The organism is Herbaspirillum aquaticum, from assembly GCF_002213425.1.
Taxonomy (GTDB): domain Bacteria; phylum Pseudomonadota; class Gammaproteobacteria; order Burkholderiales; family Burkholderiaceae_D; genus Herbaspirillum; species Herbaspirillum aquaticum.
This window is the reverse complement of the sequence record NZ_NJGV01000014.1, coordinates 58,703-72,877: the sequence shown is the minus strand read 5'-3', so window position 1 is coordinate 72,877 and position 14,175 is coordinate 58,703. Positions and strand designations below refer to the sequence as shown.

Here is a 14,175-nt window from a genome sequence, read left to right as displayed (position 1 = left end):
AATCTTTGCAGTACACCAGGAGAAAAAAATGCCGCGCACTGACGATCTTCGCATCCGAGAAATGAAAGAACTGGTCCCCCCCTCGCATCTCATCCGCGAATTCGCCTGCACCGAAAAGGTCGAGCGCACTACCGCTGAAGCCCGCACTGCGCTGCATCGCATCCTGCACGGCCAGGACGACCGCCTGATGGTCGTCATCGGCCCCTGCTCCATCCACGACACCAAGGCCGCCATGGAATACGCGCGCCGCCTGGTGGTGGAGCGCGAGCGCCACAAGAACGAGCTGGAAATCGTCATGCGCGTCTACTTCGAGAAGCCGCGTACCACGGTGGGCTGGAAGGGGCTGATCAACGACCCGTACATGGACAACAGCTTCCGCATCAACGACGGCCTGCGCGCGGCCCGTGAGCTGCTCTTGAACATCAACGACCTGGGCCTGCCGGCTGGTACCGAGTTCCTGGACGTGATCAGCCCGCAATACATCGCCGACCTGATCAGCTGGGGTGCCATCGGTGCCCGTACCACCGAGTCGCAGGTGCACCGCGAGCTGGCGTCGGGCCTGTCCTGCCCGGTGGGCTTCAAGAACGGTACCGATGGCAACGTCAAGATTGCCGTGGATGCCATCAAGGCCGCGTCGCAGCCGCACCATTTCCTGTCGGTGACCAAGGGCGGCCACTCGGCCATCGTCTCCACCGCAGGCAACGAGGATTGCCACATCATCCTGCGCGGCGGCAAGCAGCCCAACTATGATGCGGCCAGCGTGGAAGCCGCCTGCCAGGACATCGCCAAGAGCGGCCTGGCGGCGCGCCTGATGATCGATGCGTCGCATGCGAACAGCTCCAAGAAGCCGGAAAACCAGATCCCGGTCTGCGCCGACATCGGACGCCAAGTGGCAGCGGGCGACACCCGCATCGTCGGCGTGATGGTGGAATCGCACCTGGTCGCCGGCCGCCAGGACCTGGTGCCGGGCAAGGAACTGACCTACGGCCAATCCATCACCGATGGCTGCATCAACTGGGAAGAAAGCCTGCAGGTGCTGCAGGGCCTGGCGGATTCGGTCAAGCAGCGCCGTTTGGTGGGCGACGAACGCGACGCCGCCTGAAGTTCAGCAGCTCACGTACGACCATGAAAAACGCCGGCAATAGCCGGCGTTTTTTGTGGAATGCGATGCAGGGGATCAGTCGCGGAAGTTGTTGAACTCCAGCGGAATCTCCTTGATCTCCTTGCGCAGCAGCGCCATGGCCGCCTGCAGGTCGTCGCGCTTGGCGCCGGTGATGCGCACGGCGTCGCCCTGGATGCTGGCTTGCACCTTCATCTTGCTGTCCTTGATGACACGCACGATCTTCTTGGCGTCGTCGCTTTCGATGCCGTTCTTCACCTTGATGACCTGCTTGACCTTGTCGCCGCCGATCTTCTCGATCTTGCCTTCGTCCAGGAAGCGCACATCGACGTTGCGCTTGGTCATCTTGTTGGTCAGCACATCGCGCACCTGGCTCAGCTGGAAGTCGGAGTCGGCAAAGGCGGTCAGCTCGCGCTCCTTTTGCTCGACGCGGGCGTCAGTGCCCTTGAAGTCGAAACGGGTGGAGATTTCCTTGTTGGCCTGGTCCACGGCGTTCTTGACTTCCACCAGGTTGGCTTCGCAGACGGTATCGAATGAGGGCATGGCTTGTTCCTTATGTTCTTGCAGCCGGCGAAGGCCGGCGTCTGAGCCGTGATTTTAACGGAGTGGCGCGCCCGCCGCCATCGCCTGGCCTCTGACAGCGGTTTTGCCGCGCGCGGACGATATAATCCCACCCCTATGAGCACTTCTTCACTTCCCGTCCGGCACGACGTTTCGCTGCGCGCCCTCAATACCTTCGGCATCGAGGCCAGTGCCCATGCTTACCTGCCTGTCGACGACCTCCAGCAGCTACGGACCCTGTGCGAGGATGCTGGCCTCATGGCCTTGCCGCGCCTGGTCCTGGGTGGCGGCAGCAACCTGCTCTTGACGCAAGACTTCAGCGGGCTGGTGCTGCATATGCAGAACCGGGGCATAACCCTCTCCGGCGAAGACGACAACTTCATCTACGTGCGCGCTGCTGCCGGGGAGAACTGGCATTCCTTTGTCCAGTGGACCCTGCAGCAGGGCCTGGGTGGGCTGGAGAATCTTTCACTCATCCCCGGCAGCGTCGGTGCTGCACCCATCCAGAACATCGGCGCCTATGGCATCGAGATCAAGGACCGCTTCCACAGCCTGCAAGCCTTCGACCTGATCAGCGGCGAATTGCTGACGCTGGACCGCGAGGCCTGCCGCTTCGGCTACCGCGACAGCATCTTCAAGCATGCGCTGCGCGACCGTGCCGTGGTCCTGGAGGTGACCTTCGCCCTCCCGAAGCGCTGGGAAGCCAACGCCAACTATGCCGACGTGGCCCAGGCCCTGCAGGAGCGCGGCATCACCGAGCCCGGTCCACGTGACATTGCCGAGGCCGTCATCGCCATCCGTACGCGCAAGCTGCCGGACCCCGCCCGGATCGGCAACGCCGGCAGCTTCTTCAAGAACCCCATCGTACCGGCCCGCCTGCGCGATACCTTGCTGGCGCAATACAGCAACCTGGTCAGCTATCGCGTCGATGATGCTCACTACAAGCTGGCCGCCGGCTGGCTGATCGACCGCTGCGGCTGGAAGGGCAAGACCATGGGGCGTGCAGGCGTGTATGAACAACAGGCCCTGGTGCTGGTCAACCGGGGCGGTGCCACGGGGGCGGAAGTGGCCAGGCTGGCCAAGGCGATCCAGGATGATGTGAAGGAAAAGTTCGGCGTCCAGCTGGAGCCGGAACCGGTCTTCATCTGAGCGCACTCCTGTGTGAAGACGAAAAAAAGCCGTCCGGTATCGCTACCGGACGGCTTTTTCATTCAGGCTCGGGATGTATCAGCCGAAGTGGCAGACGTAATCCAGGGTCTCGGTGACTTCGATATCGAAGCTGGAGTTGCCCGGCACGCTGAAGGTAGTGCCTGCAGCGTAGGTGATCCAGGCTTCCTCGCCCTTCAGACGCACGCGGCAGCTGCCGCCGTTGATTTCCATGATTTCCGGTGCGCCGGTGCTGAAGTTCAGCGTCGAGGGCAGGATCACGCCCAGGGTCTTCTTGCTGCCATCGGCCAGCAGCACGGTGTGCGAGACACACTTGCCGTCGAAGTAGACGTTGCCCTTTTTCAGGACGGTGACGTTGTCGAATTGAGTACTCATCGAATCGCTTCCATTAAACGGTAAAGGTGAATCCAGCGGGAATTACTTTTCGTCCTTGCCCAGCAGCGGCAGCGACACGGCAGTGCTGGAATCGAGCAGACCGGTGTTCTGGTAGATCGACAGCTTCTGGCGGGTGTCGGCGATGTCCAGGTTGCGCATGGTCAGCTGGCCGATGCGGTCGATGGCCGAGAAGCTGCCTTCGCCCTTTTCCATGGTCAGGCGTTCCGGGTGGTAGGTCAGGTTGGGCGACTCGGTGTTGAGGATCGAGTAGTCATTGCCGCGACGCAGTTCCACCGTCACTTCGCCGGTGATGGCGCGCGCCACCCAGCGCTGGGCGGTTTCGCGCAGCATGATGGCTTGCGAATCGAACCAGCGGCCTTGATACAGCAGGCGGCCCAGCTTGCGGCCGTTGTCGCGGTACTGTTCGATGGTGTCTTCGTTGTGGATGCCGGTGACCAGGCGCTCGTAGGCGATGAACAGCAGGGCCAGGCCCGGGGCTTCGTAGATGCCGCGGCTCTTGGCTTCGATGATGCGGTTCTCGATCTGGTCGCTCATGCCCAGGCCATGGCGGCCACCGATGCGGTTGGCTTCCAGGATCAGCTCGGTCATGCTGGCGAAGGTCTTGCCGTTCAACGCCACCGGACGGCCTTCTTCGAAGCGCACGGTGACCGTCTCTGCCTTGACTTCCACGTCATCGCGCCAGAACGCCACGCCCATGATGGGCTGCACGATCTTGATGCCGCTGTTGAGGAATTCCAGGTCCTTGGCTTCGTGGGTCGCGCCCAGCATGTTGGAGTCGGTCGAGTAGGCCTTTTCCACCGACATCTTGTAGTCGAAGCCGGACTTGATCATGAACTCGGACATCTCCTTGCGGCCGCCCAGTTCGTCGATGAAGGTGCTGTCCAGCCAGGGCTTGTAGATCTTCAGGTTGGGGTTCACCAGCAGGCCGTAGCGATAGAAGCGCTCGATGTCGTTGCCCTTGTAGGTGCTGCCGTCGCCCCAGATGTCGACGTTGTCTTCACGCATCGCCGACACCAGCATGGTGCCGGTCACGGCACGGCCCAGCGGGGTGGTGTTGAAGTAGGTGATGCCGGCGGTGGAGATGTGGAAGGCGCCGCTTTGCAGGGCGGCGATACCTTCATTGGCCAGCTGTTCGCGGCAGTCGATCAGGCGCGCCAGTTCGGCACCGTATTGCATGGCCTTCTTGGGGATGGCGTCATAGTCCGGCTCATCCGGCTGGCCCAGGTTGGCGGTGTAGGCGTAGGGGATGGCGCCCTTCTGGCGCATCCAGGTCAGTGCGGCGCTGGTATCGAGGCCGCCGGAGAAGGCGATGCCGACTTTTTGATTGACCGGGACGGATTGCAGGATGTTGGACATGATCTTGACGTTGCGATGATTGAAGTGTTGAGCGTGATTCTTGCAGTAGGGTGGCAGGCGGCTTAATCGAAGCGGCCGTGCACCAGGTATTCGAGCAGGGCCTTCTGCACGTGCAGGCGGTTTTCCGCCTCGTCCCAGACCACCGATTGCGGGCCGTCGATCACTTCGGCGGCCACTTCCTCGCCACGGTGCGCGGGCAGGCAGTGCATGAAGACCGCATCCTTCTTGGCGCGCGACATCTTGGCCTGGTCCACGATCCAGCCATCGAAGGCCTTCAGGCGGGCATTGTTTTCGGCCTCGAAGCCCATGCTGGTCCACACGTCGGTGGTGACCAGGTCGGCGTCCTGGCAGGCATCGGCCGGATCGGCGAAGAAGGTGTAGTTCTTGTTGCCCGGCGAGACCTGGGCCGGATCGATGTCGTAGCCCTTGGGGGTGGAGACGTTGACATGGAAGCCAAACACCTCGGCTGCCTGCAGCCACGAATAGAGCATGTTGTTGGCATCACCCACCCAGGCCACGATCTTGCCTTGGATGCTGCCGCGATGCTCGATGTAGGTGAACACGTCGGCCAGCACCTGGCAGGGATGCTGCTCGTTGGTCAGGCCGTTGATGACGGGCACGCGCGAATGCTTGGCAAAGCGCTCGATGATTTCCTGGCCATAGGTACGGATCATGATGACGTCGCACATGCGCGACATCACTTGTGCCGCATCTTCCACCGGTTCGCCACGGCCAAGCTGGCTGTCGCGGGTGTTGAGGTAGATCGCCGCGCCGCCCATCTGGTGCATGCCGGCCTCGAAGGAGAGGCGGGTGCGGGTCGAGTTCTTTTCGAACACCATCACCAGGGTACGATCGGCCAGCGTGTGATGGGGCTCGTAATTCTTGAACTTACGTTTGATCACACGGGAACGTTCGATCACGTACTCGTATTCATCAAGCGTAAAGTCGGAAAACTGAAGGTAGTGTTTGATTGCCATAAATAAAAACGGCGGCCAGTGTGGCGCCTGCCGCCGATAGTCGTTAACTCCTTAGATTATAAGGGATTCGGCTTAAAAAGATACCCGTGGTACTTGCTCCGGGGAAACCCCTCCGGTTTGGCGAATTGGAGTGATAGATGAAGTCTTGCGCACGCCACCGTGCGTGCGCTTCGAATTCCTTCGATACGCATGAAGAAACTTTTCGAAATGCATATCCAGCTTTTTCGAGGAATGCTCATTAAGTGCGAGAGATAGCCCAATGTAATACCGTAAATGAGAATTATTGTCATTCATGTGGCTAGAATCCGCAGCTTTCCCTTGCCTGAAAGGAACAGCTGTCATGTCGCATGCCTCTTCTTCTCGTCCGCACCCGTTGCGGGTGTTGCACCGCTCCTCTTCCCCATCGCCTGGCTGCCCGTCGAAGATGCGCAGCTTGCCGGCGGCGCTGGTGGCGGCCTTGTTCGCGTTTCCTGTGTGCGCTGCCGCTGCCGGGACGACCGCCGAGCGCGAGGAGGGCGCTTCCGCAGGCCTGCCTGCCGTCGAAGTCCGTAGTCATCGCAACCTGCACGATCCCCGTCCTGGCCCGTTGAGCAGCGCCACCCGTACCGCCACCGATGTACGTGATGTGCCGCAGACGGTACAGGCGGTCGATGCCGCGCAGGTCAAAGCCTACGGCGGGCGCGGGCTGGCGGCGGCGCTGGTCGGTGTGCCGGGCATTTCCAATGTCTCGGATACGCGCTTCGATGCATTCCGGCTGCGCGGTTTTTCCAATGCGGGCGATACGCTGCTCGACGGTATGCGCGACGATGCACAATACGTGCGCAGCCTGGGCAACATCGAGCGCATCGAGATCCTCAAAGGGCCAGCCGCCGTGCTCTATGGACGCGGTAGTGGCGGTGGCGTGATCAACCGCATCAGCAAGCAGCCCACGCGCGAGGCCTACGGCCAGGCCTCGGCCACCTGGGGTAGCCGGGGCCAACAGGGCGCGGCGTTGGATTGGAACCGGCCGCTGGGCGAGCAATGGGCCCTGCGCATCAATGCCGGGCGTGAACATGAACCCCACTTCCGTGAAGAGGTACGCGGCACGCGTCAACATGTTGCCCCCGCGCTGAAGTGGGAGTCCGGCCGCGACAGCTGGTTGCTGCAAGCCGATTACGATGAATTCGACCGCATCCCCGACCGCGGCCTGCCTGCGCGGGTAACGGCACTCTCCCATAACGGGACGGCCAGCGGCTATGCCCTGCCGCAGGCGTCGGATCGCACCTTCTTCGGCGCGGCGGGGCGCGATTTCATCCGCGACACCAGCCTCAGCCTGCGCTCCACGCTCACGCGCGCCATTGCGCCCGATTGGAGCCTGCGCCAGATGGTCAGCGTGTTCGACCTCAACAGCGACTTCGACAATACCTTCGTCAGCCAGCCTTTCGTGAGCGCTGGGCGCGATCTGCGCAGGGTGCAGCGCAGCCGCTTCCAGCAGAACCTGCAGCAGCGCAACGTGCAAGCCAACCTGGAAGTGCTGGGCAATCTCGCTACGGGCGCAATGCGGCACCAGTTGTTGGCGGGCGCCGAGTACGGCTGGCAGAAGCGCGAGCCGCGCCTGTGGATGGGCTCGGCGCGCCCGGTGTCCCTGACTGAGCCTGACCAGCACGACAATGAGGGCTCCCGGCCCGAGCCCTGGCAGATGAACTACCACAAGGTCAAGACGGCCGGTTTCTATGCGCAAGACCAGATCGACATGGGTGCACGTATAAAAGGGCTGGTGGGCTTGCGCTGGGACCACTTCGAGGTGGATTCCCGCAACCAGCTGCAGAAGCTGCGCACCGAGCGCTCCACCCATGCCCTGAGCCCGCGCATCGGCGCAGTGTGGGAGGCGCTGCCGGATCATCACGTCTATGCGTCATGGAGCAAGAATTACGCGCCGGTCGGCGGCGACGTGATCGGCATCACGCCAGGGGCAAAGGGCAACGTCAACGACCTGAGACCGCAGTTCAGCCGCCAGCTGGAAGCCGGGGTCAAGAGCGACTGGTTCCAGCGCCGCATCAGTACCACCCTGGCCTGGTTCGAACTGGAACTCTACAACCGCCTCGTGCGCGATCCGGTGCAGCCTGAGCAATTCACCCAGACCGGGCTGGAGCGCAATCGTGGTATTGAGTTCAGCGTTGCAGGGGAATTGGCGCGCGATTGGTTTTTGCGCGGTGGCTGGACCCAGCAGAATTCCCGCGTTGTCCAGGCCGAGGCGCAACTGGCGGGCAAGCGCCCGTCGGGAGTTTCGGCGCGCAACGGCAGCTTGTTCATTTCTTATGCGCCACCGCTAGGCTGGTTTGGCGAGACCGGCGTGGTCTATGAAGGCGCACGCTTTGCCGATCGCGAGAACCTGCTCGAACTGCCCGCCTATGCCCGCTGGGACGCCTTGCTGGGCTATCGCCTGGCGCGCGCCGAATACACGCTGGCGGCCACCAACCTGGCCAACCGCCGTTACCATGCCAGCGCCACCGGTGTCTCGCAGATCGTGCCGGGCGCGCCGCGTGCGCTGGTGCTCACGGCGGCCTACAAGTTCTGACTGGGCGCGAGCGGGATCAGTACAAGGTCTGCGAAGACTCATGCACCAGCTGCGCATACAGCTGGTGCCGCATCCCCGCAATCGCGCCGGCCTGTACTGCCTCCAGCACCGCGCAGCCCGGCTCGTTGAGGTGATGGCAGTTGTAGAAGCGGCACTTGCCCAGGTAGGGCGTGAAGTCGCGGAAGGCGCGTTCCAGCATGCCTTCGGAGAGCTGGTACAGGCCGAACTCCTGGAAGCCCGGCGAATCGATGATGCTGGCCTCCTGCTCCATCTGGTACAGCCGGGTGAAGGTGGTGGTGTGCTTGCCGGTATCGAGCGCGGCCGAAATCTCGCGGGTGGCGATGTCGGCGTCCGGCACGATCAGGTTGATGATGGAAGACTTGCCCATCCCCGACTGCCCGATCAGGATGGTGCTCTTGCCGGCCAACAGCGGCATGAAGGCCGCGCGCGTTTCATCCGGCTGGGCCTTGGCCGAGACCTCGTGCACCGGATAACCCAGGCGCGCATACACCTGCAGGCGCTCGCGGGTCTTGGGCAGGGCTTCGGTGATGTCGGTCTTGTTCAGGATCAGGTGCGCCGAGACGCCGGCCGACTCGGCTGCCACCAGCGAACGCGAGACCAGGTCATCCGAAAAGCTCGGTTCAGTGGCCACCACGATGAAGAGTTGATCCACATTGGCCGCCAGCAGCTTGGACTTGTACTGGTCGGAGCGATAGAGCAGGGTGCGGCGCTCGTCGATGCTCTCCACCACGCCCTGGTCCGCCGAGGTACGGGCCAGGCGGATGTGGTCGCCCACGGCCACGTCGCTCTTCTTGCCACGGGTGACGCAATTGAGTTTTTGTTCACCGGCCTGCACCAGGTAGTGACGGCCGTGGGCGGCAATGACCAGCCCCTGTTCCAGCGCGGCCTGGTTGGCGGCCGATCCTGCCCTGGCGCTGCGTGCGCCTTGCTTGCGGACTCCCATCAGGCCGGGGCGCGCTGGGCGAAAATGGCGTCGACCTTGGCCGCGCAAATGAAGTCATTGGCAGACAATCCGCCACGGCCTTCGTTGACGCTGTGGGTGTCGAACTTCACGCTGCAGCGGTTGTAGGTGACGGTCAGTTCCGGGTGATGGTCTTCGGCATGGATGATCCAGGCTATCGCGTTGACGAAGGCCAGGGTCTCGTAATAGTTGCCGAAGGCGAAGCTGCGCGCCAGCTTGCCGCCGTCGATCTTCCAGTCGGGCAGGGCGGCCAGGTGGGCGGCGATGGCAGCGTCATCCAGCGCGGCGATGGGCTGGACGCTGCGGGAGGCGGCGAGGGTGCTTGCGGTGATGCTCATGGGGTTCTCCTGCGGCGGGCTGTTTCATTCATGCAGCCCGCCTTTTAGATGATCAAAAAATTCAGTGGCTGCCCGCTGCGGCGGCCGTGCCGGGCGTTGCACGATGGGCGGCGATGGCAGCGTGCAGGTGCTGGATGCGCAGCGACGCCGGCGGGTGCGAATCGTAGAAGGCCGAGTGCAGCGGATCGGGGGTGAGGGTGGAGGCGTTGTCCTCGTACAGCTTGACCAGTGCCGAGACCAGGTCCTGCGCATCGGTATGCTGGGCGGCGAAGGCATCGGCCTCGAACTCGTGCTTGCGCGAGGAGAGCGAGGACAGCGGCGAGAACAGGAAAGTGAAGATCGGCAGCACCAGCATGAACAGGATCAATGCCATCGCATCGTTGCTGCCCAGCAGCAGCGGCTCCACGCCCAGGCCGGTATAGAACCAGGCCTGGCCCTTCAGGTAGCCCAGCAAGGCCAGGAAGGCCAGTGACAAGCCGAACATGACGACCACGCGCTTGACGATGTGCTTGAGCTTGAAGTGGCCCAGCTCGTGGGCCAGCACGGCTTCGATCTCATGCGGGGCCAGGCGCGCCAGCAGGGTGTCGAAGAAGACGATGCGCTTGCCCGAGCCGAAGCCCGAGAAGTAGGCGTTGCCATGCGCGCTGCGCTTGGATCCATCCATCACGAACAGGCCCTTGGAGGCGAAACCGACGCGCTGCATCAATCCTTCGATGCGGCTGCGCAGGCTGTCGTCTTCCAGCGCGGTGAATTTGTTGAACAGCGGCGCGATGAAGCTGGGATAGATCACCAGCATCAGCAGCTGGAAGGCGCACAGCACGATCCAGGTATAGAACCACCAGAGTGCGCCGGCCTTTTCCATCAGCACCAGCACCACCCACAGCAGCGGCAGGCCGATCACGGCACCCAGCAGGGTTTGCTTGATCATGTCGCTGAAGAACAGGCCACGCGTCATCTTGTTGAAACCGAAGCCGGCTTCCAGCCTGAACTGGCGGTAGTAGTCGAAGGGCAGGTCGACCGCGCCCGAAATGAGCCCGAAGCCCGCCACCAGCGCGATCTGGTACACCATGCCCGGCTCGCCCGTCCAGCCCAGCAGCAGGCTGGAGAGCCACTGCAGCCCGCCCAGCAGGGTGAAGCCGATCAGCACCGCAGCGTTGACGATGAGCGTCACCAGGCCGAACTTGGTGCGCGCAACGGTGTAGTCGGCCGCTTTCTGGTGGGCCGACAGCGGGATCTTTTCCGCGAACTCGGGCGGCACCGCCGCGCGGTGGGCGATCACATGGCGGAGTTGGCGCGAAGCCAGCCAGAAACGCACGCCCAGGCTGATGGCCAGGAATACGACGAACAAAACTGAAAACGAAAGTGAAGACATGCTTTCCCTGTGCGAAAATGGCGGAAGTTCGAGGCACAGGCCCGCTCCCTGCCCCAGCCGGCAGCGGTGGCAGGCCTGTTGGCCGTGCCGTCCGGTGCGATCCGGGCGAGCGAACCCAGCAATGAACCCTGCAGTAGATGGGGCCAGGCCCCATCCCGTCAATAAGGAAGAATTATGTCACAAGCCCCCGCCGCGCCTGTCCGGCCCAATGAAATGAACCTGGTCTGGGTCGATATGGAAATGACCGGTCTGGATCCGGACAAGGATCGCATCATCGAAGTGGCCGTGGTGGTTACCGATGCCGAACTGAACGTGCTGGGCGAAGGCCCGGTGCTGGCCATCCACCAGTCCGACGAGCTGCTGGACGGCATGGACGCCTGGAACAAGGGCACCCACGGCCGCTCCGGCCTGATCGACCGCGTCAAGGCCTCCACCGTCACCGAAGCCGACGCCGAACAGCAGATCATCGCCTTCCTGAAGCAATACGTCCCGGCCGGCAAGTCGCCCATGTGCGGCAATTCCATCTGCCAGGACCGCCGTTTCATGGTGCGCGGCATGCCCAAGCTGGAAGAATTCTTCCACTATCGCAATCTCGATGTGTCGACCCTGAAGGAACTGTGCAAGCGCTGGAAGCCCGAAATCGCCACCGGTTTCAAGAAGCGCCAGATGCACACCGCCCTGGCCGACATCCTGGAATCGATCGAAGAACTGAAGTACTACCGCGAGCACTTCATCAAGGAGTGATCCCCGCGGAGTGGGCGGTTGGCAGCAAAAACCGTCCTGTATGAAGCAAAAAGGCGCGCCCACATCTGGCGCGCCTTTTTCATGGGGCCTGGTGAATCATTCTTCCGAGTCCGCCCCGCAGCACTTCTTGTATTTCTTGCCACTGCCGCAGGGGCAGGGATCGTTGCGGCCGGTCTTGGGCGCATCGCGCTGGACCTGCTCGACCGCCGACTTGCGTTTGGGCGCCCAGTAGCGGTAGATGTGCGGAATGGCCGATTCGATCTCGATGGCCAGCTTGTGGGTCTTGATCGGGTCGTCGATGAGCTTGGTTTCTTCCTCTTCCAGCTCTTCCGAGCCGAGCAGGTAGATGGGGCGCATCAGCGGGGCCAGGTTGGAGTGGAAGATTTCGTCCCACTGCGCCGCGCGCAATTGAATGCCTTCCCAGAAGCCCCAGGCCCAGGCTTCGGCATCGAGCAGCGGCTTGCCTTCGTGCTCGCGCTCGCAGAAGAGCGGTTCATATTCCTTGGGAGCGACCTCGAAGGTGATGGCGATTTCGTTCATGCTGCGCGCGATCAGGCTGGTGATGCGCTCGGCTTCCTTGCCATTCTTGAACTTGGGGGTGTCTTCCGGACGGCTGCCCCAGACGCCCGGCAGCCATTCGGCCATCAGCACTTCCTGCGGACCGATGGCCAGGGCCGTCAGGTAGCCGTGCAGGGTGTCCATGGTCATCACGTCATCGGCGCAGCGATCGGAGAGGAGAAAATCGTCGAGTTCGTCGAATTCGGCGTCGGAAAGGGGCTGGTCGAGATGCATGATGGTTCCAATGACTGATGCTAAAGGCAGGAGTGTAAAGGCATTGGGCCGGGGGCGCGAGTGTTGCGGCCCGGTTGCTGGCCCGGATCGTGCAATCTGATGGGGCGGGCAGGCTGGTGGACAGTACAATAGGCGCATGAATTCCCCCGCCCAATCTGCTGACCTTCCCGACGCCACTTCCTTCGCCACGCTCTCGCCCGATACGGTCCTCGATGCCCTCGACGGGCTGGGCCTGTACGGCGACGGCCGCCTGCTGGCCCTGAACAGCTACGAAAACCGCGTCTACCAGGTCGGCATGGAAGACGGCCCGCCGCTGGTGGCCAAGTTTTATCGCCCCTTGCGCTGGACTGACGAACAAATCCTCGAAGAACATGCTTTTTCGCAGAAGTTGGCCGACGAAGAGGTGCCCGTCGTGCCCGCCATGCGTCTGGACAATGGCGCCTCCCTGCATCGCCACGCCGGTTTTCGCTTTGCCGTATTCCGCCGCCACGGTGGCCGTGCCCCCGAACTGGACGATGCCGACACGCTGGAACGTCTTGGCCGCTTCATCGGCCGTATCCATGCGGTCGGCCTGCGCAGCCCCTTCCAGTCCCGCCCGGCGCTGGACATCGCCAGCTTCGGCGAGGAACCGCGTGACTGGCTGCTGGCGAACGATTTCATCCCCATGGACGTGGCCACCGCCTGGCGCACTACGGTCGAGCAGGCGCTGGAGGGCGTGCGGCGCTGCTACGAGCGGGCAGGGGAGATTCGCACCCTGCGCCTGCATGGCGATTGCCATGTCGGCAACGTCCTGTGGACCGATGCCGGCCCGCACTTCGTCGATTTCGACGACAGCCGCAGCGGCCCGGCCGTACAGGACCTGTGGATGCTGCTCTCGGGCGAACGGCGCGAGATGGTGGGGCAATTTGCCGACCTGTTGGCAGGATATGAAAGTTTCTGCGAATTCGAGCCGCGCGAGCTGTACCTCATCGAAGCCCTGCGCACGCTGCGCCTGATCCATTATTCCGCCTGGCTGGCACGGCGCTGGGATGACCCGGCTTTCCCGGTGGCCTTCCCCTGGTTTAACACCCAACGTTACTGGCAGGACCGCATCCTGGAACTGCGCGAACAGATCGCGCTGATGGATGAACCTCCCTTGTGGCCGGTGTGAATCCGGCGAAATGAACGAAAACAACACCATCATGACGCAAACACTTGTCCGCTGCGGCTGGGTCAACCTGGCCAATCCCCGCTATGTGCAGTATCACGACCACGAGTGGGGCGTGCCCTGCCACGATGAAAGGCGTCTTTTCGAGATGCTGAACCTCGAAGGCGCCCAGGCCGGACTCTCCTGGGAAACCGTGCTCAACAAGCGCGACAGCTACCGGGAAGCCTTCGACGACTGGGATGCCGAGAAGATCGCCCGTTATGACGAGCGCAAGGTCGCGCAGTTGCTGAACAATCCCGGCATCGTGCGCAATCGCCTGAAGGTGGCTGCCACCATCGGCAATGCGCGTGCCTACCTGCAGCTGCGCGAAGAAGTCGGCGGACTCGATGCCTATCTGTGGGGCAAGGTCGATGGCCAGCCCATCGTCAACCGCTGGGCTTCGCTGGCAGACTGCCCGGCCAAGACGCCGCTGTCGGATGCGATTTCCAAGGAGCTGGCCAAGCGCGGCTTCAAGTTTGTCGGTTCCACCATCATCTATGCCTACCTGCAAGGCGTGGGCGTGATCAACGACCACGTGCTGGATTGCCATTGTCACGGCCGTTGAGGCCGGGCGTGCTCTGCACCAAAAGGCCGCCCGATGTGCGGCGGCAGGGTAGCGGTTTGGTT

14 protein-coding genes are annotated in these 14,175 nt (G+C 62.7%); 6 read left to right on the top strand and 8 right to left on the bottom strand.

Annotation, left to right across the window (positions count from 1 at the left end; all coding sequences use genetic code 11):
• Positions 1-28: 28 nt before the first annotated feature.
• A complete protein-coding gene (gene aroG / locus CEJ45_RS15415; RefSeq protein WP_088755959.1) occupies positions 29-1,102 on the top strand; it encodes a 3-deoxy-7-phosphoheptulonate synthase AroG in 1,074 nt (357 codons plus the stop codon).
• A 75-nt stretch (positions 1,103-1,177) separates the two neighbouring features.
• Here the strand turns inward: aroG and CEJ45_RS15410 are convergent, their stop codons facing one another.
• Positions 1,178-1,663, bottom strand: coding sequence for a YajQ family cyclic di-GMP-binding protein (locus tag CEJ45_RS15410; RefSeq protein ID WP_034333613.1), 486 nt, complete (start codon positions 1,661-1,663; stop codon positions 1,178-1,180).
• Between the two features lie 135 nt (positions 1,664-1,798).
• Here CEJ45_RS15410 and murB point away from each other — a divergent pair, with 135 nt between their 5' ends.
• Positions 1,799-2,830, top strand: a complete 1,032-nt coding sequence (gene murB / locus CEJ45_RS15405) for a UDP-N-acetylmuramate dehydrogenase (RefSeq protein WP_088755958.1) — start codon at positions 1,799-1,801, stop codon at positions 2,828-2,830.
• A 78-nt stretch (positions 2,831-2,908) separates the two neighbouring features.
• Here the strand turns inward: murB and ppnP are convergent, their stop codons facing one another.
• From ppnP to argF, 3 genes are all read right to left on the bottom strand, one after another.
• On the bottom strand, positions 2,909-3,223 hold the full coding sequence (gene ppnP / locus CEJ45_RS15400) for a pyrimidine/purine nucleoside phosphorylase (RefSeq protein ID WP_088755957.1): 315 nt from the start codon (positions 3,221-3,223) through the stop codon (positions 2,909-2,911).
• Between the two features lie 42 nt (positions 3,224-3,265).
• Positions 3,266-4,600 (bottom strand): argininosuccinate synthase, encoded by a 1,335-nt coding sequence (gene argG / locus CEJ45_RS15395; protein WP_008326964.1) that lies wholly within the window; start codon positions 4,598-4,600, stop codon positions 3,266-3,268.
• 62 nt (positions 4,601-4,662) lie between these two features.
• Positions 4,663-5,577, bottom strand: coding sequence for an ornithine carbamoyltransferase (gene argF / locus CEJ45_RS15390; RefSeq protein WP_088755956.1), 915 nt, complete (start codon positions 5,575-5,577; stop codon positions 4,663-4,665).
• Positions 5,578-5,917: 340 nt separating this feature from the next.
• On the opposite strand from argF, the gene CEJ45_RS15385 reads away from it, so the two are divergent.
• Positions 5,918-8,134 (top strand): TonB-dependent receptor, encoded by a 2,217-nt coding sequence (locus CEJ45_RS15385; RefSeq protein ID WP_420913300.1) that lies wholly within the window; start codon positions 5,918-5,920, stop codon positions 8,132-8,134.
• Positions 8,135-8,150: 16 nt separating this feature from the next.
• Here the strand turns inward: CEJ45_RS15385 and rsgA are convergent, their stop codons facing one another.
• From rsgA to CEJ45_RS15370, 3 genes are all read right to left on the bottom strand, one after another.
• Positions 8,151-9,098: a ribosome small subunit-dependent GTPase A gene (rsgA, locus tag CEJ45_RS15380; RefSeq protein WP_088755954.1), complete on the bottom strand. Its 948-nt coding sequence runs from the start codon at positions 9,096-9,098 to the stop codon at positions 8,151-8,153.
• Positions 9,098-9,454, bottom strand: coding sequence for a 4a-hydroxytetrahydrobiopterin dehydratase (locus CEJ45_RS15375; RefSeq protein WP_088755953.1), 357 nt, complete (start codon positions 9,452-9,454; stop codon positions 9,098-9,100). Before CEJ45_RS15375 ends, rsgA begins: the two co-directional genes overlap by 1 nt.
• A gap of 61 nt (positions 9,455-9,515) precedes the next feature.
• On the bottom strand, positions 9,516-10,826 hold the full coding sequence (locus tag CEJ45_RS15370; RefSeq protein ID WP_088755952.1) for a M48 family metallopeptidase: 1,311 nt from the start codon (positions 10,824-10,826) through the stop codon (positions 9,516-9,518).
• A gap of 174 nt (positions 10,827-11,000) precedes the next feature.
• Between CEJ45_RS15370 and orn the strand changes: the two genes are divergently transcribed.
• Positions 11,001-11,570: an oligoribonuclease gene (gene orn, locus CEJ45_RS15365; protein ID WP_008326970.1), complete on the top strand. Its 570-nt coding sequence runs from the start codon at positions 11,001-11,003 to the stop codon at positions 11,568-11,570.
• A gap of 96 nt (positions 11,571-11,666) precedes the next feature.
• Here orn and CEJ45_RS15360 read toward each other — a convergent pair whose 3' ends face one another.
• Positions 11,667-12,362, bottom strand: coding sequence for a UPF0149 family protein (locus CEJ45_RS15360; protein ID WP_088755951.1), 696 nt, complete (start codon positions 12,360-12,362; stop codon positions 11,667-11,669).
• 136 nt (positions 12,363-12,498) lie between these two features.
• Between CEJ45_RS15360 and CEJ45_RS15355 the strand changes: the two genes are divergently transcribed.
• Positions 12,499-13,512 (top strand): serine/threonine protein kinase, encoded by a 1,014-nt coding sequence (locus CEJ45_RS15355; RefSeq protein WP_088755950.1) that lies wholly within the window; start codon positions 12,499-12,501, stop codon positions 13,510-13,512.
• A 31-nt stretch (positions 13,513-13,543) separates the two neighbouring features.
• The gene (locus tag CEJ45_RS15350; protein ID WP_088755992.1) at positions 13,544-14,113 is read left to right on the top strand and encodes a DNA-3-methyladenine glycosylase I; all 570 of its coding nucleotides are present in this window, start codon (positions 13,544-13,546) and stop codon (positions 14,111-14,113) included.
• The last annotated feature ends 62 nt before the right edge of the window (positions 14,114-14,175 follow it).

Bases quoted from the DNA above. Each gene is read 5' to 3' on its own strand.
- aroG (WP_088755959.1), top strand. From the start codon at position 29: ATGCCGCGCACTGACGATCTTCGCATCCGAGAAATGAAAGAACTGGTC.
- CEJ45_RS15410 (WP_034333613.1), bottom strand. From the start codon at position 1,663: ATGCCCTCATTCGATACCGTCTGCGAAGCCAACCTGGTGGAAGTCAAG.
- murB (WP_088755958.1), top strand. From the start codon at position 1,799: ATGAGCACTTCTTCACTTCCCGTCCGGCACGACGTTTCGCTGCGCGCC.
- ppnP (WP_088755957.1), bottom strand. From the start codon at position 3,223: ATGAGTACTCAATTCGACAACGTCACCGTCCTGAAAAAGGGCAACGTC.
- argG (WP_008326964.1), bottom strand. From the start codon at position 4,600: ATGTCCAACATCCTGCAATCCGTCCCGGTCAATCAAAAAGTCGGCATC.
- argF (WP_088755956.1), bottom strand. From the start codon at position 5,577: ATGGCAATCAAACACTACCTTCAGTTTTCCGACTTTACGCTTGATGAA.
- CEJ45_RS15385 (WP_420913300.1), top strand. From the start codon at position 5,918: ATGTCGCATGCCTCTTCTTCTCGTCCGCACCCGTTGCGGGTGTTGCAC.
- rsgA (WP_088755954.1), bottom strand. From the start codon at position 9,098: ATGGGAGTCCGCAAGCAAGGCGCACGCAGCGCCAGGGCAGGATCGGCC.
- CEJ45_RS15375 (WP_088755953.1), bottom strand. From the start codon at position 9,454: ATGAGCATCACCGCAAGCACCCTCGCCGCCTCCCGCAGCGTCCAGCCC.
- CEJ45_RS15370 (WP_088755952.1), bottom strand. From the start codon at position 10,826: ATGTCTTCACTTTCGTTTTCAGTTTTGTTCGTCGTATTCCTGGCCATC.
- orn (WP_008326970.1), top strand. From the start codon at position 11,001: ATGTCACAAGCCCCCGCCGCGCCTGTCCGGCCCAATGAAATGAACCTG.
- CEJ45_RS15360 (WP_088755951.1), bottom strand. From the start codon at position 12,362: ATGCATCTCGACCAGCCCCTTTCCGACGCCGAATTCGACGAACTCGAC.
- CEJ45_RS15355 (WP_088755950.1), top strand. From the start codon at position 12,499: ATGAATTCCCCCGCCCAATCTGCTGACCTTCCCGACGCCACTTCCTTC.
- CEJ45_RS15350 (WP_088755992.1), top strand. From the start codon at position 13,544: ATGACGCAAACACTTGTCCGCTGCGGCTGGGTCAACCTGGCCAATCCC.